At 64.3% G+C, this 21,701-nt stretch carries 23 protein-coding genes; 6 read left to right on the top strand and 17 right to left on the bottom strand.

Annotation, left to right across the window (positions count from 1 at the left end; translation table 11 throughout):
* Position 1: 1 nt before the first annotated feature.
* Both BMY69_RS17210 and BMY69_RS17205 read right to left on the bottom strand, forming a co-directional pair.
* Positions 2-364, bottom strand: coding sequence for an STAS domain-containing protein (locus BMY69_RS17210; RefSeq protein ID WP_090055310.1), 363 nt, complete (start codon positions 362-364; stop codon positions 2-4).
* Positions 365-369: 5 nt separating this feature from the next.
* On the bottom strand, positions 370-1,227 hold the full coding sequence (locus BMY69_RS17205; protein WP_090180591.1) for an STAS domain-containing protein: 858 nt from the start codon (positions 1,225-1,227) through the stop codon (positions 370-372).
* A 141-nt stretch (positions 1,228-1,368) separates the two neighbouring features.
* Here BMY69_RS17205 and BMY69_RS17200 point away from each other — a divergent pair, with 141 nt between their 5' ends.
* The gene (locus tag BMY69_RS17200) at positions 1,369-1,722 is read left to right on the top strand and encodes a response regulator (RefSeq protein ID WP_090055313.1); all 354 of its coding nucleotides are present in this window, start codon (positions 1,369-1,371) and stop codon (positions 1,720-1,722) included.
* 6 nt (positions 1,723-1,728) lie between these two features.
* Here BMY69_RS17200 and BMY69_RS17195 read toward each other — a convergent pair whose 3' ends face one another.
* The gene (locus tag BMY69_RS17195) at positions 1,729-2,112 is read right to left on the bottom strand and encodes a nuclear transport factor 2 family protein (RefSeq protein WP_090180588.1); all 384 of its coding nucleotides are present in this window, start codon (positions 2,110-2,112) and stop codon (positions 1,729-1,731) included.
* Between the two features lie 180 nt (positions 2,113-2,292).
* Here BMY69_RS17195 and cycA point away from each other — a divergent pair, with 180 nt between their 5' ends.
* Positions 2,293-3,666 (top strand): D-serine/D-alanine/glycine transporter, encoded by a 1,374-nt coding sequence (gene cycA, locus BMY69_RS17190; RefSeq protein ID WP_090180586.1) that lies wholly within the window; start codon positions 2,293-2,295, stop codon positions 3,664-3,666.
* Between the two features lie 138 nt (positions 3,667-3,804).
* Here the strand turns inward: cycA and BMY69_RS17185 are convergent, their stop codons facing one another.
* Positions 3,805-5,133 (bottom strand): lysozyme inhibitor LprI family protein, encoded by a 1,329-nt coding sequence (locus BMY69_RS17185; protein WP_090180583.1) that lies wholly within the window; start codon positions 5,131-5,133, stop codon positions 3,805-3,807.
* 203 nt (positions 5,134-5,336) lie between these two features.
* On the opposite strand from BMY69_RS17185, the gene BMY69_RS17180 reads away from it, so the two are divergent.
* Together BMY69_RS17180 and BMY69_RS17175 are read left to right on the top strand one after the other, a co-directional pair.
* The gene (locus BMY69_RS17180; protein WP_090180580.1) at positions 5,337-6,167 is read left to right on the top strand and encodes a restriction endonuclease; all 831 of its coding nucleotides are present in this window, start codon (positions 5,337-5,339) and stop codon (positions 6,165-6,167) included.
* Positions 6,168-7,202: 1,035 nt separating this feature from the next.
* A complete protein-coding gene (locus BMY69_RS17175) occupies positions 7,203-7,571 on the top strand; it encodes a hypothetical protein (RefSeq protein ID WP_090180577.1) in 369 nt (122 codons plus the stop codon).
* An 11-nt stretch (positions 7,572-7,582) separates the two neighbouring features.
* Here BMY69_RS17175 and BMY69_RS17170 read toward each other — a convergent pair whose 3' ends face one another.
* Entirely contained in the window at positions 7,583-8,488 is a 906-nt protein-coding gene (locus BMY69_RS17170; RefSeq protein WP_090180574.1) for an AraC family transcriptional regulator, read from the bottom strand.
* A 99-nt stretch (positions 8,489-8,587) separates the two neighbouring features.
* Between BMY69_RS17170 and BMY69_RS17165 the strand changes: the two genes are divergently transcribed.
* Positions 8,588-9,334 carry an SDR family oxidoreductase gene (locus tag BMY69_RS17165; protein WP_090180571.1) on the top strand — a complete coding sequence of 249 codons (747 nt, stop codon included), beginning with the start codon at positions 8,588-8,590 and terminating at the stop codon, positions 9,332-9,334.
* A 139-nt stretch (positions 9,335-9,473) separates the two neighbouring features.
* On the opposite strand, the gene BMY69_RS17160 is transcribed toward BMY69_RS17165, so the two are convergent.
* From BMY69_RS17160 to BMY69_RS17145, 4 genes are all read right to left on the bottom strand, one after another.
* Positions 9,474-10,277, bottom strand: coding sequence for a hypothetical protein (locus BMY69_RS17160; protein ID WP_090180568.1), 804 nt, complete (start codon positions 10,275-10,277; stop codon positions 9,474-9,476).
* Positions 10,278-10,298: 21 nt separating this feature from the next.
* Positions 10,299-10,766, bottom strand: coding sequence for a hypothetical protein (locus BMY69_RS17155; RefSeq protein ID WP_090180565.1), 468 nt, complete (start codon positions 10,764-10,766; stop codon positions 10,299-10,301).
* Positions 10,767-11,045: 279 nt separating this feature from the next.
* The gene (locus BMY69_RS17150) at positions 11,046-11,684 is read right to left on the bottom strand and encodes a glutathione S-transferase family protein (RefSeq protein ID WP_090180562.1); all 639 of its coding nucleotides are present in this window, start codon (positions 11,682-11,684) and stop codon (positions 11,046-11,048) included.
* Positions 11,685-11,706: 22 nt separating this feature from the next.
* Positions 11,707-12,348: a glutathione S-transferase family protein gene (locus tag BMY69_RS17145; RefSeq protein ID WP_090180560.1), complete on the bottom strand. Its 642-nt coding sequence runs from the start codon at positions 12,346-12,348 to the stop codon at positions 11,707-11,709.
* A gap of 241 nt (positions 12,349-12,589) precedes the next feature.
* On the opposite strand from BMY69_RS17145, the gene BMY69_RS17140 reads away from it, so the two are divergent.
* Positions 12,590-12,982 carry a VOC family protein gene (locus BMY69_RS17140; RefSeq protein ID WP_090180557.1) on the top strand — a complete coding sequence of 131 codons (393 nt, stop codon included), beginning with the start codon at positions 12,590-12,592 and terminating at the stop codon, positions 12,980-12,982.
* On the opposite strand, the gene BMY69_RS17135 is transcribed toward BMY69_RS17140, so the two are convergent.
* The 8 genes from BMY69_RS17135 to BMY69_RS17100 all read right to left on the bottom strand — a co-directional run bounded on the left by BMY69_RS17135 (position 12,970) and on the right by BMY69_RS17100 (position 21,249).
* Positions 12,970-13,854 (bottom strand): alpha/beta fold hydrolase, encoded by an 885-nt coding sequence (locus BMY69_RS17135; protein ID WP_090180554.1) that lies wholly within the window; start codon positions 13,852-13,854, stop codon positions 12,970-12,972. The genes BMY69_RS17140 and BMY69_RS17135 overlap by 13 nt on opposite strands.
* 112 nt (positions 13,855-13,966) lie before the next feature.
* Positions 13,967-14,323 carry an antibiotic biosynthesis monooxygenase family protein gene (locus tag BMY69_RS17130; RefSeq protein WP_255364597.1) on the bottom strand — a complete coding sequence of 119 codons (357 nt, stop codon included), beginning with the start codon at positions 14,321-14,323 and terminating at the stop codon, positions 13,967-13,969.
* A complete protein-coding gene (locus tag BMY69_RS17125) occupies positions 14,320-15,189 on the bottom strand; it encodes a trypsin-like serine protease (RefSeq protein WP_090180551.1) in 870 nt (289 codons plus the stop codon). The genes BMY69_RS17130 and BMY69_RS17125 overlap by 4 nt, the downstream gene beginning before the upstream one ends.
* Before the next feature lie 76 nt (positions 15,190-15,265).
* Positions 15,266-15,694 (bottom strand): hypothetical protein, encoded by a 429-nt coding sequence (locus BMY69_RS17120; RefSeq protein WP_143070505.1) that lies wholly within the window; start codon positions 15,692-15,694, stop codon positions 15,266-15,268.
* A gap of 27 nt (positions 15,695-15,721) precedes the next feature.
* Complete coding sequence (locus tag BMY69_RS17115; protein WP_255364596.1) at positions 15,722-17,521, bottom strand: type IV secretory system conjugative DNA transfer family protein; 1,800 nt, start codon at positions 17,519-17,521, stop codon at positions 15,722-15,724.
* A 139-nt stretch (positions 17,522-17,660) separates the two neighbouring features.
* Positions 17,661-19,472 carry a peptidoglycan-binding protein gene (locus tag BMY69_RS17110; RefSeq protein ID WP_090180544.1) on the bottom strand — a complete coding sequence of 604 codons (1,812 nt, stop codon included), beginning with the start codon at positions 19,470-19,472 and terminating at the stop codon, positions 17,661-17,663.
* A gap of 23 nt (positions 19,473-19,495) precedes the next feature.
* Complete coding sequence (locus BMY69_RS19430) at positions 19,496-20,119, bottom strand: hypothetical protein (RefSeq protein ID WP_143070504.1); 624 nt, start codon at positions 20,117-20,119, stop codon at positions 19,496-19,498.
* Positions 20,120-20,973: 854 nt separating this feature from the next.
* Positions 20,974-21,249: a hypothetical protein gene (locus BMY69_RS17100; protein ID WP_090180539.1), complete on the bottom strand. Its 276-nt coding sequence runs from the start codon at positions 21,247-21,249 to the stop codon at positions 20,974-20,976.
* Positions 21,250-21,701: the final 452 nt, after the last annotated feature.

Here is a 21,701-nt window from a genome sequence, read left to right as displayed (position 1 = left end):
TTCATCGCGCGGACACGCGGTCACGCAGCAGCTTCATGCCGCGCTCCACGTCCAGCGCCGTGCTCACGCCGGGCAGCGTCAGGCCGAGCTCCACGAGCGTGATCGCCACGGCCGGCTGCATGCCGACCACGACGGTTTCCGCGTCCATGATCCTCGACAGGCCCGAGATCGTGGCGATCATGCGACCGATGAAGGAATCGACGATGTCGAGCGCGGAGATGTCGATGAGGACGCCACGCGCGCCGGTGTCGCTGATGCGCTCGGAGAGGTCGTCCTGCAGGGTCAGCGCCAGCTGATCGTGCATGTCGACCTGGATGGTGACGAGCAGGAACTCGCCCATGCGCAGGATGGGGATGCGCTCCATGGCGATCAGCCTGCCTTGCCGACGACGAAGCCCGAGCGTTTCAGTGCCAGCGCGAGCGCGTCGGCGAGATTGGCCTTGGTGACGATGCCCTGCAAGTCGAGACCCAGGTGCACGATGGTCTGCGCGATCTGCGGACGCACGCCGCTGATGATCGCGTCGGCGCCCATCAGCCGGATGGCGGTAACGGTCTTCAGCAGGTGCTGCGCGACCAGGGTGTCCACCGTGGGAACGCCCGTGATGTCGATGATGGCGATTTCGGCGCCGGTCTCGACGATGCGCTGGAGCAGCGATTCCATGACGACCTGGGTGCGCTGGGAATCCAGCGTGCCGATCATCGGCAGGGCGAGCACGCCGTCCCAGAGCTTCACCACGGGCGTGGACAGTTCGAGCAGTTCTTCCTGCTGACGCGCGATCACTTCCTCGCGCGACTTCTGGAAGGTGCGGATGGTGTGCAGGCCGAGACCGTCGAGCAGTTCCGAGACGGCCCAGAGCTGACCGGCGAGCTCCGTCGGCTCGCTGGCGTATTCCACCTGGAGCAGGTCGAAGAGCGGGCGCTTCAGCGAGAAGATGAAGCTGGCGGTCTGCTGCGAGTCGAACCCCTGCAGGGCGCGGCTGCGCGAGAGGCGCTCGAGGAAGCCGCGGGTCTCGCTCCACTCGTTGCCGCCGGCGCCGTTGATCTCGCTGGTGGCCGATCCGATGACGAGCAGGCGGAGGAATTCCTTCGTCTGCGATTCGAACTCGGCGTGGCCGATGCGCGCGTCGCGCGAGGCGCCGCTGGCGTCCAGATTCGCGGTCCACTCCGCGAGGAGGCTGGATTCGTTCTTCCGAACGGCGTCGATCGTGCGCTGAGACAGTGCGGCCATGGGCATCCCCTGTGAAAACGCTATGATGCGTTCACACCCGGCACAATGGAATAGTGCAGTTCGTCGCCGAACGCGTTGACATCGTGTTCACGGCGGACGGGCTAATCGCCTCGTCCAGCGTCCCTTACCAGAGCCCGTCCCATGTCGTCCCAACCCCTCCCGGTCGTACTGCTCGTCGAAGACGACGACGCCATCCGCGACCTCTCCGAAATGATCCTCGACATGGAAGGCTACGAGGTGCATTCCGTGCGCAACGGGGACGAGGCCGAGCACTGGCTGGCGACCGGCAAGGCGGATGTCCTGTTCACCGACATCAACATGCCCGGCCGGATCGGTGGCCAGGAGCTGGCCATCCGCCACCACGACATGCGCGTGCTGGTGACCTCCGGCGAGGCCCCGGAACAGCACGACTGGCTCCGGCCGGGCATGCGGTATCTGGCCAAGCCCTACGACCGGAAGACCCTGCTGAACGCGATCCGCGACCTGGCCGCCTGACGGAAGTCAGGCCCGGTCGATCACGCGGCTGATCTTCCCGCCGTCGAACGCGAATTCGGACGTCCCCACCATCTCGATCACGGTGCCCGCGCCCGGGCCGTCGGGGATGTCTTCGGCGATCTCGCCGTGAAAGGCGATGTCCACGACGACCGTGTCGCCCTCGTCGCGGACCGCCGTCGCTTCCTGCCGCCGCGACGCGAACAGCGCCGCGCCCACCCGCGCCAGCTTCCCGAACTCCTCCTTGCCGTCGGTCGCGACGCTCATCGCCCCGCCCGCGTGGTGCTCGAAGCGCACGTCGTCGGAGAGCACGGCGAGCATGCCCTCGATGTCGAAGCGGTTGTACGCGTCGATGTAGGCGTCGATCAGGGCCTGGCGGAACGGGTCGGTCATGAGGGTATCCAGCACGGTGGGCGTTTCGGATAGTAACGAAGCCGGCGACCGTGCGGAGGGTGGGAGCCGATCGTATCGGCGATCCGCGGCAGCGGCCCCGGTGCGCGTGATGCCGTGCCTTGCCGACCCCTCCCCCTCCCCCGTATGGTGCCCGCTTCCGTCCCAACCCCGAGCCGCCCGATGTCGCATCCGCAGGAGCAGTCCCCCGAGCACCTCAGGCGCAGCCTGTCGAACCGCCACCTGCAGCTGATCGCCATCGGCGGTGCCATCGGGACGGGCCTGTTCATGGGCTCGGGCAAGACCATCAGCCTCGCGGGCCCGTCGATCCTGCTGGTCTACCTCATCATCGGCGTGATGCTCTTCTTCGTCATGCGCGCGATGGGCGAGCTGCTGCTCTCCAACCTGCAGTACAAGTCGTTCATCGACTTCTCCACCGACCTGCTCGGTCCATGGGCCGGTTTCTTCTGCGGATGGACGTACTGGTTCTGCTGGATCATCACCGCGATCGCGGACGTGATCGCCATCGCCTCGTACGCCCAGTTCTGGTTCCCCGGGCTCGCGCCATGGGTGCCGGCGTTGCTGTGCGTCGCGCTCCTGCTTTGCCTGAACCTGACCACCGTGCGCCTCTTCGGCGAACTGGAGTTCTGGTTCGCGCTGATCAAGATCATCGCCATCTGCGCGCTCATCGTCACCGGCTTCGGCATGGTGGCCTGGGCGTTCCGCTCGCCGGACGGCCACGTGGCGTCGCTGGCGAACCTGTGGAACGACGGTGGCCTCTTCCCCACCGGCATCGGCGGCTTCTTCGCCGGTTTCCAGATCGCGGTGTTCGCGTTCGTCGGCATCGAACTCGTCGGCACCACCGCCGCCGAGACGGCCGATCCGGAGCGCAACCTGCCCAAGGCGATCAACTCGATCCCCGTCCGCATCATCCTGTTCTACGTGCTCGCGCTGGTCGTGATCATGTCCGTGACGCCGTGGCGCCAGGTGCTGCCCGGCAAGAGCCCGTTCGTCGAACTGTTCGTGCTCGCCGGCATCCCGGCCGCGGCCAGCCTGATCAATTTCGTCGTGCTCACGTCGGCCACGTCGTCGGCGAACAGCGGCATCTTCTCCACCAGCCGCATGCTCTACGGCCTGGCCGAGGAAGACCACGCGCCTTCGACCTTCCGGTACCTGTCGAAGGCCGCCGTTCCCTCGCGTGGCCTGCTGTTCTCGTGCCTGTGCCTGCTCGGCGGCGCGATGCTGGTGTACGTCATCCCGAACCTCGTCACCGCGTTCACGCTGGTCACGACGCTGGCCGCGATCCTCTTCATGTTCGTGTGGTCGCTGATCCTGATCGCCTACATGGCCTACCGGAAGAAGCGTCCGGAACTGCACGCGGTGTCGGCGTACAAGATGCCCGGTGGCGTGTTCATGTGCTGGGCCTGCCTCGTGTTCTTCGCGTTCGTGCTCGTGCTGCTCGCGCTGGAAAGCGACACGCGCCAGGCGCTGATCGCCAGCCCGGTGTGGTTCGCGATCCTGGGCATCGGCTACGCGCTACGCCGCCGCAAGGCCTGAAACCGCGGTTGGAGCGCACCTGGGCGCGAAGGGGTGCTCGCGGCAAGCACCCTTCGCGGCCAAGGCCGCTCCCACCCGGACCTAGAAGCCTGTTGGAGCGCACCTGGGCGCGATCGGGGCTAGCGACAGCGAAACGTACTAGCGCGACTCAGCCTCCGGCGCCGGCACCACCGCCGACAGCAACAGCGCGCCGCGCTCCACCTTCACGTACATCGACGCCACGGGCTCCAGCGTGCCCGCCTTCAGCCGCCACGCGGACAGCATCCAATCGTCGTTGACGCGCCAGCCCACGTGGCCATGCCCGATGTACCCCAGCAACGTCTCTCCACGGAAGTCGATCGGAAAGAACGTGGCCTCATCGCCGTAGCCGGTCATCATCCCTTCGCCGACCGCGCCGCCGAAATCCGGCAGGTCCCGGAACGTGGCCGACTCGCCCTTCGGCGCGAGACCACCCGGCGCCCGCGCCGCCGCGAGCAGCGCGTCGTACGATGCCTTCGCGGCGCCCTTCAGCGGGCGATCCAGCGTGCCCTGCACCGGGCTGCGCTCGTAGCGCGCAGCCGCCGCCATCGCGACGGCGGCGAAATCCTCGCAGGGCGACTGTTTCGGCGCACACGCGCTGCCACCGGAAACCAACGCGTGATCGAAGCGCATCGTCAGCTGCGCATCGGGCCCGAAGCGCGTCCCTTCCCAGCGACTGATGCCGAGGTTCATCTCGTCGGGCGACGGATTCGACAGCACGGTCGCGATGACGTCGCTGCCGACGCGCGCCATGCCATGGCGGGACATGCAGTCCGACGCCCATGCGCCCGGCGCGTCGACCGCGATCGCCTTGCGGCCGTCGATCCGGAACGGCACTTCGGTCCAGCATGACGCCGTGCCCCCGACGGAAAACACCGAGCTGACCGGCATGCCGTCGAGCTTGCGGTAGCCCGACGACGCGTCGAGTTCCGCGAGCGCCTTCTTCACGGCCGCATCGGGCTCGAACGGAAACGCCTTCGCATCGTCGAGCGACACCTCCGCGGCCACGGCGACGGACGCCCCCGCCTTCGCGAGATCCGCCAGCACATCGTCCGACCCCTTCGGCAACCGTGGCAGCGACGCCTGCACGACATCGAGCGGCTTCGGCGCCTTCGCATCCAGGCCGCGCAGGAAGGCGATGCGCGCGGGGTACCGCGCCACGTCGGCCGCGAGTGCTTTTCCCGGGTGATCGCTTAGGTAAGCGGCCACCGACGCGTCACGCTCAGCCAGCCAGTGGCGCTGGTCGAGCTTCAGCGCGTCGGCCTTGTCCGGGTGGTTCTTCAACGCCGCCCGGAAGGCCTCGCCGAGATCGCCATCCAGCGCGGAGATCGCCGGTGACGCGCAGATGGCCTTCTCCACGGCGGTGGACGCCTTGCCGCAATCGAATCCGGCGGCATGACAGGTGCCGGCCGCGAAGGCGAGCGACAGTAGGGTGGCAGTGATCCTCACGAAACGTCTCCTCGGTGAGCGGGTGCACTCCGACCATTCTAGGAGACACGCGCCGAACGCTCCCGACCCGGAAATGTTGTAGTCCTTCGCCTACAGGAACGCACCCGAGAATTGGGTATAGTCGGCCGATTCCACGCGGCCAGCCGGGGGGCGGTGCCGTCGTGCGAACAGGGGAATCGCATGCCGCACCAGAGCACCATCCGATGAGCACGGGCTTCAAGCCCGTGAGCTTCCGTTACGACGACGCGCTCACCCGCGTCTCGTGGGACGCGTTCGAGCACCTGATCGCAGACTACTACCGCGCGCAGGGATTCGAGGTGGACCACGTCGGCACCGGCGGCGGCCCGCGCCGCACCGATGGCGGCATCGACCTGATCCTGCGCCAGGGCCTCGAAACGATCGTCGTGCAGTGCAAGCACTGGAACTGCTGGAAGGTGCCGCACAACGACGTGCACCAGCTCATCGGCGTGATGCACACGGCGGCCGCGACTGGTGCCATCGTCATCACCTCCGGCGAATTCACCAATGCCGCGATCGAGGCCGCCGCGAAATTCCGGCACATCCGTCTGATCGACGGCAAGGCCGTGCGCGCGATGCTCGGGCCGATCGAGGAGCCCGCGGTTCCGTTCGCCTCGTTCGACGCCATGCCGTCGTGGAGCGCTTCGCGACAACCATCGAAGCGCGGCAGGCGTAGCCGCGCCCCCATCGTCGCCGTCGCAGCCGCCTTCCTGACCATGGCCGTTTCCCTGGCCGTGCTGTGGCAGTACTACGCGATGACGGTCCTCAAGGCGCGCACCGACGCCGTACGCGCGACCCAGGGCGCCATGCGCGTGCTGGCGGCACAGGCCCTCACGGCACGCCACGTGGCCACCGCGCCGAGCACGCCGGTGGAGTCGTCGCCCGCGAGCACGATGAACGGTCACGCGGCGATGCCAGCCCACCTCCCGACCACGAAAGCGGAAATCGCCGCATGGGAAGCGGCCAACGCCGAGTCGATGCGCATCCTGGAAAAAACGACGCCATCGGTTCCGTAACGCGGCTTGGCTCCTCGCGAAGAGCATCAGCACCTGCCACTCACGGCCTCAAAAGATGTCGCGCCCAGGTGCGCTCCAACAGCGCCACATCGCACCCATCGCCCGCAGCTTGGCTTGTGGGAGCGCACCTGGGCGCGACAGCTCCTCGCGAAGAGCAACAGGACCTGCCGCTCACGGCCTCAGAAGATGTCGCGCCCAGGTGCGCTCCAACGGCGGCTCGCCCCCTCGCAACCGCCACTCGGAGCTTGGCTTGTGGGAGCGCACCCGGGCGCGACAGCTCCTCGCGAAGAGCAACAGGACCTGCCACTCACGGCCTCAAAAGATGTCGCGCCCAGGTGCGCTCCAACAGCGCTTCGCCAAGTCGCACCCGTCGCCCGCAGCTTGGCTTGTGGGAGCGCACCTGGGCGCGACAGCTCCTCGCGAAGAGCAACAGGACCTGCCGCTCACGGCCTCAGAAGACGTCGCGCCCAGGTGCGCTCCAACAGCATGGGATGTCGCGAAGTGAATAGATTCTTGAATAGATTCCCCGCGTGAAATTCCCTGAATGCCAAGGGCTTACGCTTTCTCGGGATCACTCGATGAATAGATTCTCGCAGACATCAAGCGGCCACCGACGCCGTGGCGCCCTTCCCGTACACCGCGGGCGCTCCTCACCCCACATGCGTGAGAACGCCCCACTGGACGTAGTGGCCGAGCCCTAGTCCGCCCGAACGGCCCGCGCGCGACATGGCTGATCCCTGATCGCCGGAGACGTGCTGTGAGGCGGCAAGAGACAAGCTCGGCCACTGCGGATGTCAGCAGCGACGCAAGCCAGAAAATGCGCGCATTTCGTGGGACATGCCTCTTTACTTCTCAAACAAAATGCGCATCGACATAGAACTTTTCTGAAAATTCCGGATATTTGCGCGATTCGCTTGTCATCCGATTGTTGTCGAGCGGCGACGAGTGCGAGCATTCGTCGCCGCGCTGGATTCGCGACGAACCTCGAGCGGCTGTGCAGCCTTATGGATATCCCTAAACAACTATGGAGCCACGATGAATAAATGTTCCGTTCTGTTCGCCGCCGCGATGGTCGCTGTTGCACTCATGGGGTGCGCGACCCCTCTGGACCACAAGACCGGTATCGAGGTAACGCAGGACAAACTCGCGAACTTCAAGAAAGGCGTTACCACGACCGATGACGTGATCGCAGCCATCGGACATCCGCCCGAGAAGAAGGAGTTCAAGGGCAAGGAGGTGTGGACTTACTACTACACGCGTCTTTCGGTGTTTCCCGGCGGACCGAGCGTGCACGAATCGACCGTGATCGAATTCGACAAGGCCGGGAAGATGGTTAGTGCCTACAAGGCGGGCGGCGTACCCGGCAAGACGGGCAATGCGATGCTTGACGCCGCGGGCATGTAACCGCCGTTCGATCAGACCCCACCCGACACTCGCGCGAAGCGCATCGGCGGCATTCCCACATGCCGCGCGAACGCCACGCTGAACGTGCTGGCCGAGCTGTAACCCACGCGCTCGGCCACTTCCGCCACCGTTCCGCCCCCGCGCCGCAGAAGTTGCTTCGCCAGCCCCATGCGCCAGGCCAGCAAGTACTCCATCGGCGCAACACCTACCTCCCGACTGAAGCGCTCGAAAAATGACGAGCGCGACAGGGCCGCTTCTTTCGCGAGCTGCACGACGGTCCACGCGCGCGTGGGATTCTCGTGCATATGGCGGATGGCGATGCCGAGACGCGCATCTGCTAGACCGCGCAGCAGACCAGGCGATGCGTCGGTTCCCGCGGTCGAACGAAGCGCTTCGATGAATAGCACTTCCAGCAGACGCGCCAGCACCACCTCACGCGCCGGACGCTGCGCGCGCGCCTCGTCGCTGGCCAGCTGTACCAGCGTCGAGAGCCGCGGCTCGTCGCGGACCAGAACGACCCGCGGCAGCAGCGACACGAGCAGCGCCGCGTCCGGCGACCCGAACTCGCACAGGCCCGCGAGGAAGCGAACCTCGTGCGGGCCCTCCGGCGTGCCCTGACGGTGCTCGCCATTGGGGAGTTCCACGGGATGCCTGTCGATGTCCTCCGGCCTTGGCGGCTCGTTGCCGGACAGCAGCATGTCGCGCCATGCCGGGATCAACACGAAATCGTCCGCCTGCAGCGCCATCGGCTCGTCGTCGCCAAGGGTCAGGCGGCAAGATCCTTCGAGGATCAGGCAATACACCGGATTGCCCTGCTCCGCCTGGCGGACGCCCCACGACCCGGCCGCCGAGACGAGCTTCGACCGCCGCAGGCTGGGCTGCAGCAGGGTGACCACTTCCGCCAGGGGGTCGATCATGGCCGGACTCTCGCAAACGAAATTCGGACTTGAGAGTGTAGCGAGTCCGGGGCCGGGCGCCTATCGTGGCCGGCAGGCACCCTCACCCCAGGAGTCACCATGCAGACCGTCCTCATCACCGGATGCTCGTCCGGCTTCGGCCTCGATATCGCTCGCCATTTCCACGAGAAGGGCTGGAACGTGGTCGCCACCATGCGCACGCCGCGCGCCGACCTCTTCCCGGCGTCCGACCGCATGCGCGTCCTCGCGCTCGACGTGACCGACGCGGCGAGCATCCGTCGCGCGATCGACGAAGCGGGCCCGGTCGACGTCCTCGTCAACAATGCGGGCATCGGCGTACTCAGCGCGCTGGAAGGCATGACGATGGATACCGTCCGCGACGTCTTCGAAACCAACACTCTCGGCACGATCGCCATGACGCAGGCCGTGCTGCCGCACCTGCGCGAGCGCAAGAACGGCGTCGTCATCAACGTCACGTCGAGCGTCACGTACCGTCCGCTGCCGCTGCTGTCGGTTTACTCGGCGAGCAAGGCGGCCGTGAACGCCTTCACCGAATCGCTTGCGCTCGAGCTCGCACCCTTCAACGTGCGCGCGCATCTCGTGCTCCCCGGCCGCGCCCCGGACACGCGCTTCGGCGAAAACGCCCGCGCCCGCATGCAGCCCCCGTCGCCCGCCTATGCCGACTTCATGCAGCAGGTCTTCAGCGGCATGACAGCCGACGGCCCGGTCACGCATTCGAGCGACGTCGCTGAAGCCGTCTGGCGCGCCGCCACCGACGCATCGGCCCCGATGCGCATTCCCGCCGGCGCGGACGCGGTGGAGTGGTCGCAGGCGGCCCGCTCGTAAAGCGAGCCGTCGTGGGAGCGGACCTGGCCGCGACAGCCTTTCGCCGCTGGGCAGCAGGGCCTGTTGCTCCTCGCGAGGAGCGGTCGCGGCCAGGTCCGCTCCTACAACCCCGTTTCTTCGAAATGACGAAGCGTCGACGCTAAAGACTCGTCGACACCCCATCGTGCGCCGCCCGCCGACGAAGCCCGGCCTCGGAAAGGCAGTCCGGACCCCAGACCGCTTTTACGACTGACTCTTCGAGGAATCGATCCTTCGGCAGTGAAATCGGTCCAGCTTCGATCATCGCTGCGCATCGGTCGCCTTGGCACTCAATGGGAATAGCCGACACAGTCACATCACCAGGAAGCGTACGAACGCTCACGGCAGCGATGTCGACCAGGCCATCCCGAAGCTCATGCGAGCGTTTCTCGTACGCCCTCAGCGATGACACCCCCTGCTCGGCCCCAATATCGCCTACCGCGGTCCAGGGAACCAACACCGACAGGAACAACAGGCCGACGACGATCACGGCGGATGACAGAGGCACGACAACGGCGTCTGCATGGGTAATTAACGCATCCAGATGGCGAAGAATCGGCCGAATGGGCCGATCGTCCTCGCCCAGAATCAGGCGATTCCTCCTCCGCTCGGCGACCAGCTCGGTGAGCCGCCGGTCAAAGGCTCCCCATGCGAAACGAGCCAGCGCATAGACGGCGGCAGCCCCAAGAATCGCTACGGTCACGTTTCGCACGGTCAGCATGCGGGAGAACCAGACGCTGAACCCCAGAAAGCCTTCGCGAACCGTTTCAGCAAATGGGCGATCCGATGCCATAAGCGGCAAGCCCATCGCACGCCAGTAACGGATGCGAAATTCGACACCCATGCCATAGGCAAGCGCCGTTGCCACGGTCAGGTGAGGGAGCCGGAGAAGGAGCGCCCTCCCCCATACCACCGTGCGATCCATCGTCGTCGCCGCCTCGTCCGCTTATACGCGAGCGTCCGCAACCATCTCGCGATGCATGCCGTTGATCACTTCCACAGCGCGATTCCCGTCCCGCACGTGCTGGAGGAATATCTCGCTGCTCTTCGTGAAACGGTGGCCGATCCGCACCTTGTACGACTTCGCGGCCCAGCTGATGAAGCCTGTGTAGTACGACGCCGAATCCAGATCGCGCCAGAGCAGGCCGCTCACGCCCTTGTTCCAGGGAAGAATGCCGCTACGAACCCAGATGCCATCATTGTTCACGAACAAGCGAACCGCGCGCGCGTCGAGAATAAGGTACACGAACCAGGCCGCGGCCAGGAGCGAGAGGAGTAGGTGGATGGCACCCTTGAACAGCCCGGCGAAGCCAAGGGCGATCAGGAAGAACACCGTCGGTCGCACGTACGCGACCCAGGACAGACTGAAAGCGGTAGCAGGCACGGCCTCATCGATACGCTCGATGTTTTCCATAACAAGATTCCCCTGATTGAGTGAGCGCCAGCAGGCGGACCGCTGGCGGCACCCGTATCGGCAGCGGCACGCCAACCTTTAACAGGTCCGTGCGGCGTGGCTACTCGCGACAACCTCTCACTGTGGGAGCGGCCCTGGCCGCGACAGCTTTTCGCGAAAGAGCGACAGGTCCTGTTGCCCAGCGGCAAAAGGCTGTCGCGGCCAGGTCCGCTCCCACAGCGGTAGGCGATAGCCGGGCGATCTGGCCGTCGTCGCCATACGGCGCCAATGGGTGAAGGGTCAGGCGGTGTTGACCGCCAGCTGTGCCGCGAATGCTCGCTGGTATGCCGGCCGCGCCTCGCCGCGTTCGACGTACGCCACCAACCGCGGAAACTCCGCGAGCGCTCCCGACGGACGCGCGCGCATCAGCACCGAGACCATCAGCAGGTCGCCCGCGCTGAACTCGCCGTCCAGCCACTCGGCATCGCCCAGTCGATCCGAAAGCAGCTTCAGTCGCTGACGCACGCGCTCCATCACGATCGGCGCGCGCTCGGTCGCCCATGGCTTGTCGCCTTCGAGGATCTTCGCGATGAAGATGTCGAGGATCGGCGGTTCCACGGAGTTGAGCGCCGCGAACATCCACGTGATCGCACGTGCCCGGGCGTTGGCGTCGGTCGGCAAGAGGTGGCCATATCGCTCCGCCAGGTGGAACACGATCGATCCCGTTTCGAACAGCACGAGACCGTCTTCCTCGTAGGTGGGAATCTGGCCGAAGGGATGCAGGCCCATGTGGTCCGGCTGCTTCATCTGCGGATGCGGCACGAGGCGCACTTCGTAGGGCTGCCCCACCTCTTCCAGCGCCCAGCGCACGCGGGTGTCGCGCGCCAGGCCCTTGCCGCCGTCGGGCGAGCGTTCGAACGCGGTGATCGTGATGGTCATCGTCTCTCCCCAAGGTCTACGATCAGGCGGCTTCGACGCGCGAGCAATAGGCCTCGTATGCCCGTTTCCACGCAGGCCGCGCGAACGAGCGATCTCTATACGCCCACACTCCCGGATAGGCGGCCAGCAACTGCTCGTCCTTCACCTGCACGAGCACGTGCGACACCAGAATGTCGGCAATGGTGAATGCATCCGTGGCGACGAACTCGCGCCCCTCGAGCCAGCGCTCCAGGTTCGACAGCACGCGCTTCACCCAGTCGACCAGGAAACCGCGCGGTTTCTCGCAACCGCCCTCGGCCGTCCAGTCGTGCACCAGCAGCGCGAGTATCGGCGGCTCCACGGTATTGATCGCCGCGAAACACCAGCGGAGCACCTGCGCTTCCGCCGCGCGGTCCGCGGGTATCAGCCGCCCCGACTTGCGGGCGAGATACACCAGGATGGCGCCGGACTCCGACACCGCGAGACCATCGTCGTCGATCGACGGAATCTGCTCGAAAGGGCTGTAGTGCCGATAGGCCTCGGTGTTGAGCTCATGCGCCGTGTGATCCAGCCCGGCGATCTCGAACGGAAGCCCCATTTCCTCCAGCGCCCACAGCACCCGAAGGTCGCGCGTCAGACCGTGTGCGAACGCATTCACCCTCGAGAACCCATAGACGGTGAGCATGGTGACAATCCTCTCGGCGCAGTGGTCCACCCGGCGAGACTACAGCGATTCCGACCCCGCCCCTGCTGCGCCGCACGATCACACCACGCCCCACCCCGCAGGTGGGAGCGCGCTCGCGCGCGAACGACGAAGCGACACGATCCGCTCCGCCGCAGCCAACAAGGGCTCATCACCCTCCACCCGTTGATCTACAGCCAAAACTATCCGACATTGCCCCATCAGCCACGCGCCGGAGCCACGCATGCCGCTTATCGACCACATCGAATTCGCCGTCGAGAACATAGAGAAGGCCCGGGCGTTCTACGAGCGCGCGCTCGCACCGCTCGGCGTGACTCTCCTCGTCACCATCGGCCCGAATGAGACGCGCAACGGCGGCACGCGGCTCGGCTTCGGCGCGAACGAGTACCCGAGCCTGTGGCTGCACGACCACGCCGCGCCGGGCAAGGTGATGCACGTGGCCTTCGAGGCGGCCAGTCGCGCCGAGGTCAGGCAGTTCTACGAAGCGGCGCTCGCCGCAGGTGGCCGGGACAACGGCCCGCCCGGGATCCGGGATCACTACCACTCGCGCTATTACGCGGCGTTCGTGCTCGACCCCGATGGCGTGAACGTCGAGGCGGTTTATCAGGGCGATTGAGCCCGTACCGCCTTCACCCCCTGCAGGATGTTCGCCACCACGAACGCGGGATCCTCATGCGGCAGCCCATGGCCGGCTGTCGCCGCGATGTTCTGGTGCGCGTTGCTCGATAGCGTGAGGAATTGCTTCTGCAGGCGTTGCGTGGCGTCTTCGAGTTTGATCGACATCGGCTCCGAGAGGCCCGGCACCATGCGGAAGCGCGGACTGTGCGTCGCGACGATGACGGGCTTCGCGCCAAGCGAGTGCAGCTGCTTCGCTTGCGCGAGGCTTGGCGTGATGTCGAGGCCTTCCTCGTTCTTCGCCGGATCGGTCTGCACCGTGCTGATGAACGTGCGTGCCTCGGTCACCGCTTTTTCTTCGCCAGGTTTCGCGGGCCCGAGGACCGACAGCCACGTGCTCGATTGATCCGGATGCGTCGACGAGACAAGGACGAGGCCAGCGGTGTCGTTCGGATACATGCTGGCGAATACCTGCGCGTGCAGCCCGCCGATGGAATGCCCGACCAGAAGATACGGGCCCGGCACGTGCGCCGCTTTCAGGGCGGCGTGCAGATCCTCCGCGGCATCCTTGCTGGTGCGCGGACGTGTCTTCGCCGGATCGCTGCCGCCGACGCCGGCACGATCGTACAGGCACACGCGCGTGACCGGCGCCACCTTGGCCGCGATGCCAAGCCAACCCGGATCTTCCGCGGGTGCGGTACCCAGCCCCGCATCCACCACCACGACCGGCGCGCCGCTGCCCTCGCACTTCAGCTTGATGGAGCGACCGCCGATGTCGAATCGACCGTCGAGGGTTTCGTCGGCGTGGGCGCGTGCGGACCATGCGCCGCACGCCAAAGCGATGAGGATGGCAACGGATGCGAGTCTGTTCATTGCGACCTCCGGAAGTGAAGGTTCGATATAGCACGGGCTTTCGCGGCTACCGACGGTGACTGAAGACACTTGTCGGTGATTCGGGCGATTCGACCCCGGTCGCAGACCACAGCTATCCCGCAGCGAACAGATCGACCACAGGTTCGAGCAGGATCTCGGGGAACGTCTCCGCGATGGCAGCCTTCATCACCGCCTGTGCCGCTTCGTCCACAGGGCCGAGCGAGAACGCATCGGCCCGCGCCGCTTCCGTCGACCACTGGGCGTAGCTGTACCAGATGCCATCCTGCCCGCGGTGGAGGCGTGCACCGAGCGATCCGCGCTCGGATTTCAACAGGCCGGTGATCCTCGACCATGCGGCCACGAAGTCCACTTCGCGGTCGGCGTGGATGCGCCACCGGTAGATCACCGCGAAGCCGGGTGCCGGGGTTGGCTGGGTCGACGAATCGTTCGGGTCGGAAAGCGTGATCACTTTGGCGTCTCCACATGTGCTTCCTCGGGCGCAGCCATCACGCTATCGATCCACGGGGCGTAGCGCGAGACGCGAACGGCATACACCACCACACCATAGAGGCCTCCGACGAACGGGCGATCCGGCGTCCAGCCCTTCCAGAACGGGTGATCCTTCGGGTAGCGACTCCACGAACCAAGGCCGACGAGCTGCGCCGATGCGGCCGTGCCGATGACCAAAGGGCCTCCACTGTCGCCACCACCCGTGATGCCTTCGAGCGGCAGGCCGGCCGGCGGTGCGTCGAAGCGGTACCAGACATAGCGCGCGTCCGCACCCTCGATCACGTTGAAAGCATGGCGAAGGACGGTGCGATGCGCACTCGCGGGATCCTGGCCATGATCGCCATGGCCCGTGGCGCCCTTCCCGAAGAGCTCCGCCGTCTTCCCGGCTTCCTGATCCCCGCGATAGAGGGGCATGGGCGCGACACCGCTGACGGGCGACGCCAACTCGATCAGCGCGATGTCGTCCGACGAGCCAAGAGAGGCATACAGCCTGGCGAAGTCGCCCGACGCCAGGACCTCCTTGATGAGCGCTTCCGGCACCTTTCGATAGCCCGGGTGGACGACCACCCGAGACACCCGACGCGCGACCCCGCCGATCGACACATCGGTTTCCATGCCTTCCATCATCATGGGCGCGGCATGCGCGGCGGTCAGCACCCACCGGGGGGCGATGAGCACGCCGTGCCCCTCACTCGGCAAGTCCGCCAGCGCAGGCACCACTCCCGGGTCGACCCGATACCGCGCATCGTCCACATCGGCCCGGGTGATGACGGCGCCGGCCGCACTGGACACCACCCACAGGCAGAACACGAGACTCCATTTCATCGATTCATCCTCATGGTGATCCAGGCCCTTAGATGGCGTTGGCCCCCCTCTTACGGAACCTATTGTCATTGAAGAATCAGTGAAACCTCCAATCCATGATCCCCAGATCGTTGGGCGGTGGCTTGTCGATGTCGCCGATCGCACCATATAGCTCTACGTAGAGTCTTGTCCCTTCCTTGGTGTACGCGAGAATCGTATGTCCGCTCCCGGTACTTACGGCAATCTCCGGCACCAGCGTACAGACGCGGCATAGACGTCCCTCTGGATCGTCACGACACGTCTCCTCGTAGTCACCGCCGATGACCGCTTCAAGGCAATCCGGATTTTCTTCCGGTATCCATCCATCGGCGAGCAGCATTCGTCGAAACTCCATAACGGTTTCTGCTTTTCGATACTGGGGCCCAAGCTTTGGTGACTTCTCTCTCGGATCGGCCCGAGCGTTCCCAGCGACCGAAGAACACGTAACCGCCAGAGCAACAGCAAACATCGCAACCTGCCTCTTCATGCACCACTCCTACTCGATGGCTCGGTATCAGGCTGCCTTCGCCGCCCGAGAAAGGGCCGCCTTGGCAGCGTCCGTCGGCATCTCCAGTGGCGCAGGCATCGCGATGATCGCCGCACTCCGCTGAGCCGCACTCACCTCGACAGGCGGCACAGCCGCCCGCTCCTTGAACATCTTGTCCTTGAAGAACCAGTTCTTTTTCGCCCGGATGGGACGGCAGCCTTCGTAGAACACCAGTTCGTCGTCGGACGGCATCTCCTTGACCTCCTGCGGCAGCATCAGCGCGCGGCGCTCTTCGACGTAGCTCGTCGATACCTGCTGCCCGCCACCGCCCCGGCTGGTGCTCTGCTGGCGCTTGCGCACCGTCTTGTAGCCGAGCATCTCGCTGTACTCGTTCGCATCGGCTTGTTCGCGGGGTGCGAACGCGATCTGGGCGCCGTGGTTCGTGATGAAGTTCTGGGCGTCGTTCTCGCCGTAGGCCGATTTCAGCTGAGCGCGGCTCTGGATGATGCAGAGGTCGCGCACGCCGTAGCTTGCCGAGATCGAGATGCGCTTGGCCCAGACGTCCACGCGCCCCATCGCGGTGAACTCGTCCATCAGCATCAGCAGCTGGTACTTCAGGTCGGGCTCCTCGCCCAGCTGCTTGTCGAGGTTCTTGCCGATCACCGTGCTGAAGAAGATGTTCAGCAGCTTCGCGCTCTCGTCGAGCTTGTTGGTCGGGATGATGACGTAGAGGGTGCTGAGGATCTTGCGGAAGTCCTCGACCTTGAAGTCGGTGGCGTTGGTGGCCGCGGCGAGGATCGGGCTGAGGAACTGCTGCAACGGCGCCTGCATGCTCGCGATGACCGACGAGAACGTCTCATCGGGCAGACCGATCAGGTTGCGGAAGACCGTTTTCGTCTGCGAGCTGACGAACGCGTAAGAGCGATCCTTGACGATCGTGGTCAGGAGCTCCTTCGTCTCCATCTCGTCGGTGCCGCTCGAAAGGCGAAGCACCCGCTCGAAGCTCGGGAACTGATCGCAGACGTTGGGATCGGGCATGAGCTCGGCGGCGGCGTTGCTCTTGGTGAGCCATCGGATCCTTTCATCCCAGCGCTCGAACATGAACGACGTGAACGCGGTGAAGGCGGCCCGGCTCTGCGAGATCCAGAACGGATCGCCGCCCGGCTGATCCGGGTAGAGAATCGCGGCGATCGTCTGAATCTCACCGATGCGCTTGCCCGGGTCCATGCCGACGAACGTCGTCATCGGATTGAAGCGATGCGTCTTGCCGGCGTCGTCGTACGGCGCCCAGACCCAGATCTTCTGACCCTGCGCCGCACGCCACCCGCTGGTCGAGGCGTGGAGCTCGCCCTTGATGTCGAGGACGATCATCGACATTAGGTAGGACAGAAGCACAGGAATCGCGATCGAGGTCGTCTTGCCCGAGCGCGTCGGGCTGATCGTGATGACGTGCTGCGCGCCGCTGAGCCAGAGGTAGTAGCCCTTGTACTTGCCGATGAGAACCGCGTCCGGGCTCGGCTTGAGCAGCCCGGCCTTCTTGAGATCGGCCAGGTCGGCGAAGCGCGCATTGCCGTGCGTCGGTTCAGGCTGCGCCTGCAACAGCTTGAAGCTGATGCCAAGCCAGAGAACGATCGGCAACGCGAACCCGATCACTCCGCTGAGCTTCATCTTCAGGACGAACGGTGCGAACTCGGGCACGTCTACCGCGCGGATATAGGTCCAGTAGGTCAGAAAGCCCGGATCGATATTCCAGTTCGTGAGCCAGTAGAGCAGGTAACCGGAGGCGTACTCGCCGGCCACAAGCGCAGCCGCCAATAGAACAAGCATGGCGGCCATTCGTTTCTTATCAAACATCGTTGCTTTCCTTCGCAAAAAGTCTCGTCCCGGCCGGAATCCGCCCGGCCGAGACACCTGAGCGTGGTCGACCGTCAGCGGATGAGGCGCTGATCGGCCAAAGGCGGAACCGTCACAGGGACGGCCCGCTCCTGCTCATCTGCTGTTGCTGGGCCAGGTACTCGGAGCGCACCTGCGCCTGCTGCTGGTCGTACTGAGCGATCTGCTCGATAGCCTGCTCGGGCTCCGGCGGCGCCTTCTTCAGGTCGACGGTAACGGGCAAGGAGAGAGGGCCATTTCCGAGGAAGCCCATCGTCAGGTTCCGCTCGTCCAGGTGACAGATGCTCAGGTTGTCGGCGGTGATCCGACTGGTGTGGCAGGCGGCGGTGAACTGGAGCAGGCGGTCTTCTGAGGCCTCGGGTATGCGGCGCCCCAGTTCGGTGTAGAGGCCATGCTGTGGGTTCTCGGGGTGGCGGGGGTCCGAGAGGCTCGGCTTGGGTTCCGGCGTTCGCGATTCGGTCGGCGGCGCGTCATACCCTGAACGCGGGACGCCGGCACTGCGTTCCGGTCCAGGCATACGGTCTGACTCCAACGGATCGACCGCAGGCTGCCTCCACTGAATGGTTGGACCTTCTTTATCGCGCCACTGGATGGTCGGCACTTCAATCGAGACCGCATCGACAGGCTGGATGGGATCAACAGAAGCGGAGCGCGCCATCGAATGCGCTTGGCTCTCCCTTGTCGCGGCGCCGTCGTGCATCCAGTCCGCCTGGTAGCGGCTTGTCTGATGTCCCCGCCGTAGCTCCACCATGAAAGCGTGACTGTCAATTGTTCGCCGCATCGCCTCATCCGCCAGCCCGGTGATCGGGAGACCTTCCTGCCGCTGGAAGCGTGCAACAGCCTCCTTGGTCGAGAGATCGTAGACGCCATGGACCGATAGAGGCTCTTCGCGATGGTCCGTCATGCCAAGCGTGTTAAGGCTCTCTTGAAGCCGGATCGTAGCGGCCGAATCGGGCGCGTCGAACCGCGATGCATGAAGCGCATCTACCTGAAGCGCTTGATCTTCGCGCGGCATCCGATCGAGCGCAGTTCCGAGTGATGGGACTGGTCGCGAAGGTACCGATTGATAGGGCTCGACGAATCGACGATGTTCCGCCTCTAGTAGGTACGACGCATCAGGTCTCCCAATGGTGCGGGTCTCGATTCGAATGGCGTTGGCAACACTGGCGAACGTTAGCGGACCGGCGATGCCATCCGTCCTCAAATCATGATTCCTTTGAAACGCCTGTAAGGCTAGCCGAGTTTGCTCCCCGAACTGACCATCCACGTGTGCGCCTTCCGCCGACAAGTAGCCAAGGCGTGCTAGCTGCATTTGTAACTGCGCGACCTGCTGGCCCCTTGCGCCCTCTTTGAGAACGGTAGGAGACGACCTCGATGGATTGACTGATTCCACCTCGCCCGCTTGCGCTGCGGCAATACTCCTGCGCATCGTTCTTCCGTGGAAGACTTCGACGATCTTGTCTGCATAATTTTCATCGGTCGCAAAGCGTGCACGCTCTAGGGCCTCCGCTTCCTTCCGAAGATCGCCTAGCGTGCCTTCATCGAACAATCCCGACTTCGCGTAGCGCGGATTGTCACGCAAGAACTTCACTCTATCGCGGATTGATTCCTCGACCGAGTCATATACCCGAAAGGCGCTTTCGGTCCAGTACTTCTCGTTGCTAACCGCATCCCGCTCCCAGACGCGGAAAGTCTTCGTCTTTCCCCTCCACTCCGAACTCGCCTTGATGTTGTAGACATTGTTAGTGCCTTCGAGCACCTTTTTTCCCCAACCGGTTTCGTGTGCCGCTTGAGCCAAGAGAAGCTCCCATGACATGCCGGTTTCCTGAGCGACTTTTATCGCGGCCGGATAAATCCGCTTGATGAACTCCTCATTTGCATCCATGAATCAAACCTCCATATGAATAGTCAGAAACCCACAACCGTCGAAAACGTCTTGATGTCTTCGGAGTCAAGCTTTCGATACGATCCAGCGACCAAAATATGGTCGTTCTCCACACGAAATGTCCCCTCCCTGTGGCTGACCCACTCCGTCACGGCTCCGGTCACGCCATGCAAGCGATTCTCGACAATCCGAATGACCTCTCCGTCGCTCTCACGCATTTTTACAACGGAGACAATGGTCTGATTCGTTGCTTGATGCGAATCCGTGTCAACCTGTAAAAGAACATACAGATGGCCGTCATGTGCGAGGCAATGAGTTGCTCGACCCTCATAGAACTCGCGCGCGAAAGGGATATATCGCCCCCAGACGATCTTCCTGCTGGCTACGTCGGATACGAAAACATAGGGCCTTTGATTGAGACCATCTTCGTCGGTTGACGCTCCAACTGTGCATCGTCTATCTCCAAACCCGGCTGAGTCGTATCTTCTGAAATGATCGATTGCAGGGCGAACTACGTCCGGCTGATGCCCATCGTTTGCTTCAACGGTATTCTCGACGAACGTATCCGAAGGGGCTGCACTCAGCCGCGCGGTTACACCTACGGATGACGCAATCATCGCGGCGGCGGCAGCTCTTATCAGATTCATTTCTTACTCCTGTCGGCTCAAATCGTTTCTGCCAGACATGACATGATCAACTCTCATGCCGTAGCAGCATTCGAATCGCTGCGGGCGTCCCTTGAAAGAGACTCGACTGGGTTGATCCAGCCGAGGGTCACACCCTTACCGTTCACCCCTCTGTTTGGGCTACACCCGTGCAGGCACCCTCCAATCGATCGACGTCTGCATCAGCTAACGGAGCGGATCGCTTTCTCAGCACTGTTTCACTAGGAATGCTCGATATGTCCGGGTACCTCGCGGGCTCGATCGTGCCCACGACGCTCCAGACCAGGGTGTCGGATCGCTCAACGATTCGAGCCCGAAGCAGAGCACCCGACCGGCCGCTTCGGATACCGACCACCGCGCCCGTAGTACTCACGCTGCCCATCACTGAACCCGCATATCCTTCGTCGAGACGAGACGCGCCAGCCAGGCCGGCGTCGTGCTGGCCACATACGTCGTTGCCTTCCTGCAAAAGCGTCAAATAAAAGAAATCGCATGTCGCAAGATCGTCGGATCCTGATGGCGAGCATGTAAGGCTCTCCCAGAGACCCGTGATCGACGTTGCCGACAAGGCCCTCGCCTCTTCCTCTTGCCCGCTGCCCTTACGGCTGTCGCTAGAGCGGGCAATGGCGGCGGCCTGCGATGCGTTGCCGAACACGGCAATCAACCCTGCTAGGACGCCGAGAACGCGCGGATAGGACGCAGATGTCGTCAGTACTCGTTGCACGGCAAGAACTCTTTCCTTGAGGGACCGCGACCGAAACAAGCGCCGGCCGTAAGTCCTCGGCACGGTACGCCAACCTTCGGGTGCGATATATGGAAGTTTTCGGAAAAGTGTCTCAATCGCCCTGCACCCTCCCCCACGTCATCCGCGCATGCGCCTGCGCCGTGCAATGCGCCCCGATCTGCACGAGCGAGGCGATCGCCTCGAGCGACAACGCCATACGCCCGCACTCCACGGTGTCGGACTCGTGGATCAGATCGGCAAGGAATTCGGTAAGGGTGCGTGCATACCCCAGCCACTCCACTGCACCGTTCAACAGGTCGTGCGTGGTGGCTTCGGGGTCGAGTGGGTAGACGGCACGGAGCGTCGAAGAACGACCCGGCAAAGACATAAGCAACCTCCCTGGAAAGAATCACCCGCTTCCTGACGCGGCACGCCCACACAGCGACGTGCCGCGGACCATAGGACTCGCGGTTTCACCGGCTGCCCGTGACCGGGCGCCGGACAGCTTGATTGACGACGTGGAGAGGCGTCAGCCCGTGAACGCGGCACGCAAGAGGACGCGCCGGGTCACACGGCCGAGAAATACCTCAGAAAAGCGCTGACGCCCGGTCGATCAACCGTGTCTGCGACGGACGCAGACAGCCCGGTAACCGGGTGGGGTGTCGCCAAGGGGATTCGGCGGGCGAGCGTGTGCCGTATGATCGTGGGTAGCCACTATCGACTCCAATACAGTTGGTTGTGGTTAGCGGGCCGGGGGCGTTGCAGCGCCTCTGGCTCGCGCTTTCATCGCATTTGGCGACTGTCGCCTGCATCCGATCTCAAGAAGAACCGTGCAGGCAA

Origin of the sequence: Luteibacter sp. UNC138MFCol5.1, from assembly GCF_900110505.1 — a bacterium.
Taxonomy (GTDB): Bacteria; Pseudomonadota; Gammaproteobacteria; order Xanthomonadales; family Rhodanobacteraceae; genus Luteibacter.
Note: the sequence above shows the minus strand (reverse complement) of the source record. Positions and strands in the feature narration are given on the sequence as shown.

Excerpts from the sequence above, each read along its gene's own strand:
- BMY69_RS17160 (WP_090180568.1), bottom strand. The coding sequence starts at position 10,277 with ATGGATCGCACGGTGGTATGGGGGAGGGCGCTCCTTCTCCGGCTCCCT.
- BMY69_RS17120 (WP_143070505.1), bottom strand. The coding sequence starts at position 15,694 with ATGAAGAGGCAGGTTGCGATGTTTGCTGTTGCTCTGGCGGTTACGTGT.
- BMY69_RS17110 (WP_090180544.1), bottom strand. The coding sequence starts at position 19,472 with ATGGATGCAAATGAGGAGTTCATCAAGCGGATTTATCCGGCCGCGATA.
- BMY69_RS17155 (WP_090180565.1), bottom strand. The coding sequence starts at position 10,766 with ATGGAAAACATCGAGCGTATCGATGAGGCCGTGCCTGCTACCGCTTTC.
- BMY69_RS17210 (WP_090055310.1), bottom strand. The coding sequence starts at position 364 with ATGGAGCGCATCCCCATCCTGCGCATGGGCGAGTTCCTGCTCGTCACC.
- BMY69_RS17205 (WP_090180591.1), bottom strand. The coding sequence starts at position 1,227 with ATGGCCGCACTGTCTCAGCGCACGATCGACGCCGTTCGGAAGAACGAA.
- BMY69_RS17180 (WP_090180580.1), top strand. The coding sequence starts at position 5,337 with ATGAGCACGGGCTTCAAGCCCGTGAGCTTCCGTTACGACGACGCGCTC.
- BMY69_RS17115 (WP_255364596.1), bottom strand. The coding sequence starts at position 17,521 with ATGCTTGTTCTATTGGCGGCTGCGCTTGTGGCCGGCGAGTACGCCTCC.
- cycA (WP_090180586.1), top strand. The coding sequence starts at position 2,293 with ATGTCGCATCCGCAGGAGCAGTCCCCCGAGCACCTCAGGCGCAGCCTG.
- BMY69_RS17140 (WP_090180557.1), top strand. The coding sequence starts at position 12,590 with ATGCCGCTTATCGACCACATCGAATTCGCCGTCGAGAACATAGAGAAG.
- BMY69_RS17150 (WP_090180562.1), bottom strand. The coding sequence starts at position 11,684 with ATGACCATCACGATCACCGCGTTCGAACGCTCGCCCGACGGCGGCAAG.
- BMY69_RS17145 (WP_090180560.1), bottom strand. The coding sequence starts at position 12,348 with ATGCTCACCGTCTATGGGTTCTCGAGGGTGAATGCGTTCGCACACGGT.
- BMY69_RS17195 (WP_090180588.1), bottom strand. The coding sequence starts at position 2,112 with ATGACCGACCCGTTCCGCCAGGCCCTGATCGACGCCTACATCGACGCG.
- BMY69_RS17100 (WP_090180539.1), bottom strand. The coding sequence starts at position 21,249 with ATGTCTTTGCCGGGTCGTTCTTCGACGCTCCGTGCCGTCTACCCACTC.
- BMY69_RS17135 (WP_090180554.1), bottom strand. The coding sequence starts at position 13,854 with ATGAACAGACTCGCATCCGTTGCCATCCTCATCGCTTTGGCGTGCGGC.
- BMY69_RS19430 (WP_143070504.1), bottom strand. The coding sequence starts at position 20,119 with ATGAATCTGATAAGAGCTGCCGCCGCCGCGATGATTGCGTCATCCGTA.
- BMY69_RS17175 (WP_090180577.1), top strand. The coding sequence starts at position 7,203 with ATGAATAAATGTTCCGTTCTGTTCGCCGCCGCGATGGTCGCTGTTGCA.
- BMY69_RS17165 (WP_090180571.1), top strand. The coding sequence starts at position 8,588 with ATGCAGACCGTCCTCATCACCGGATGCTCGTCCGGCTTCGGCCTCGAT.
- BMY69_RS17125 (WP_090180551.1), bottom strand. The coding sequence starts at position 15,189 with ATGAAATGGAGTCTCGTGTTCTGCCTGTGGGTGGTGTCCAGTGCGGCC.
- BMY69_RS17200 (WP_090055313.1), top strand. The coding sequence starts at position 1,369 with ATGTCGTCCCAACCCCTCCCGGTCGTACTGCTCGTCGAAGACGACGAC.
- BMY69_RS17170 (WP_090180574.1), bottom strand. The coding sequence starts at position 8,488 with ATGATCGACCCCCTGGCGGAAGTGGTCACCCTGCTGCAGCCCAGCCTG.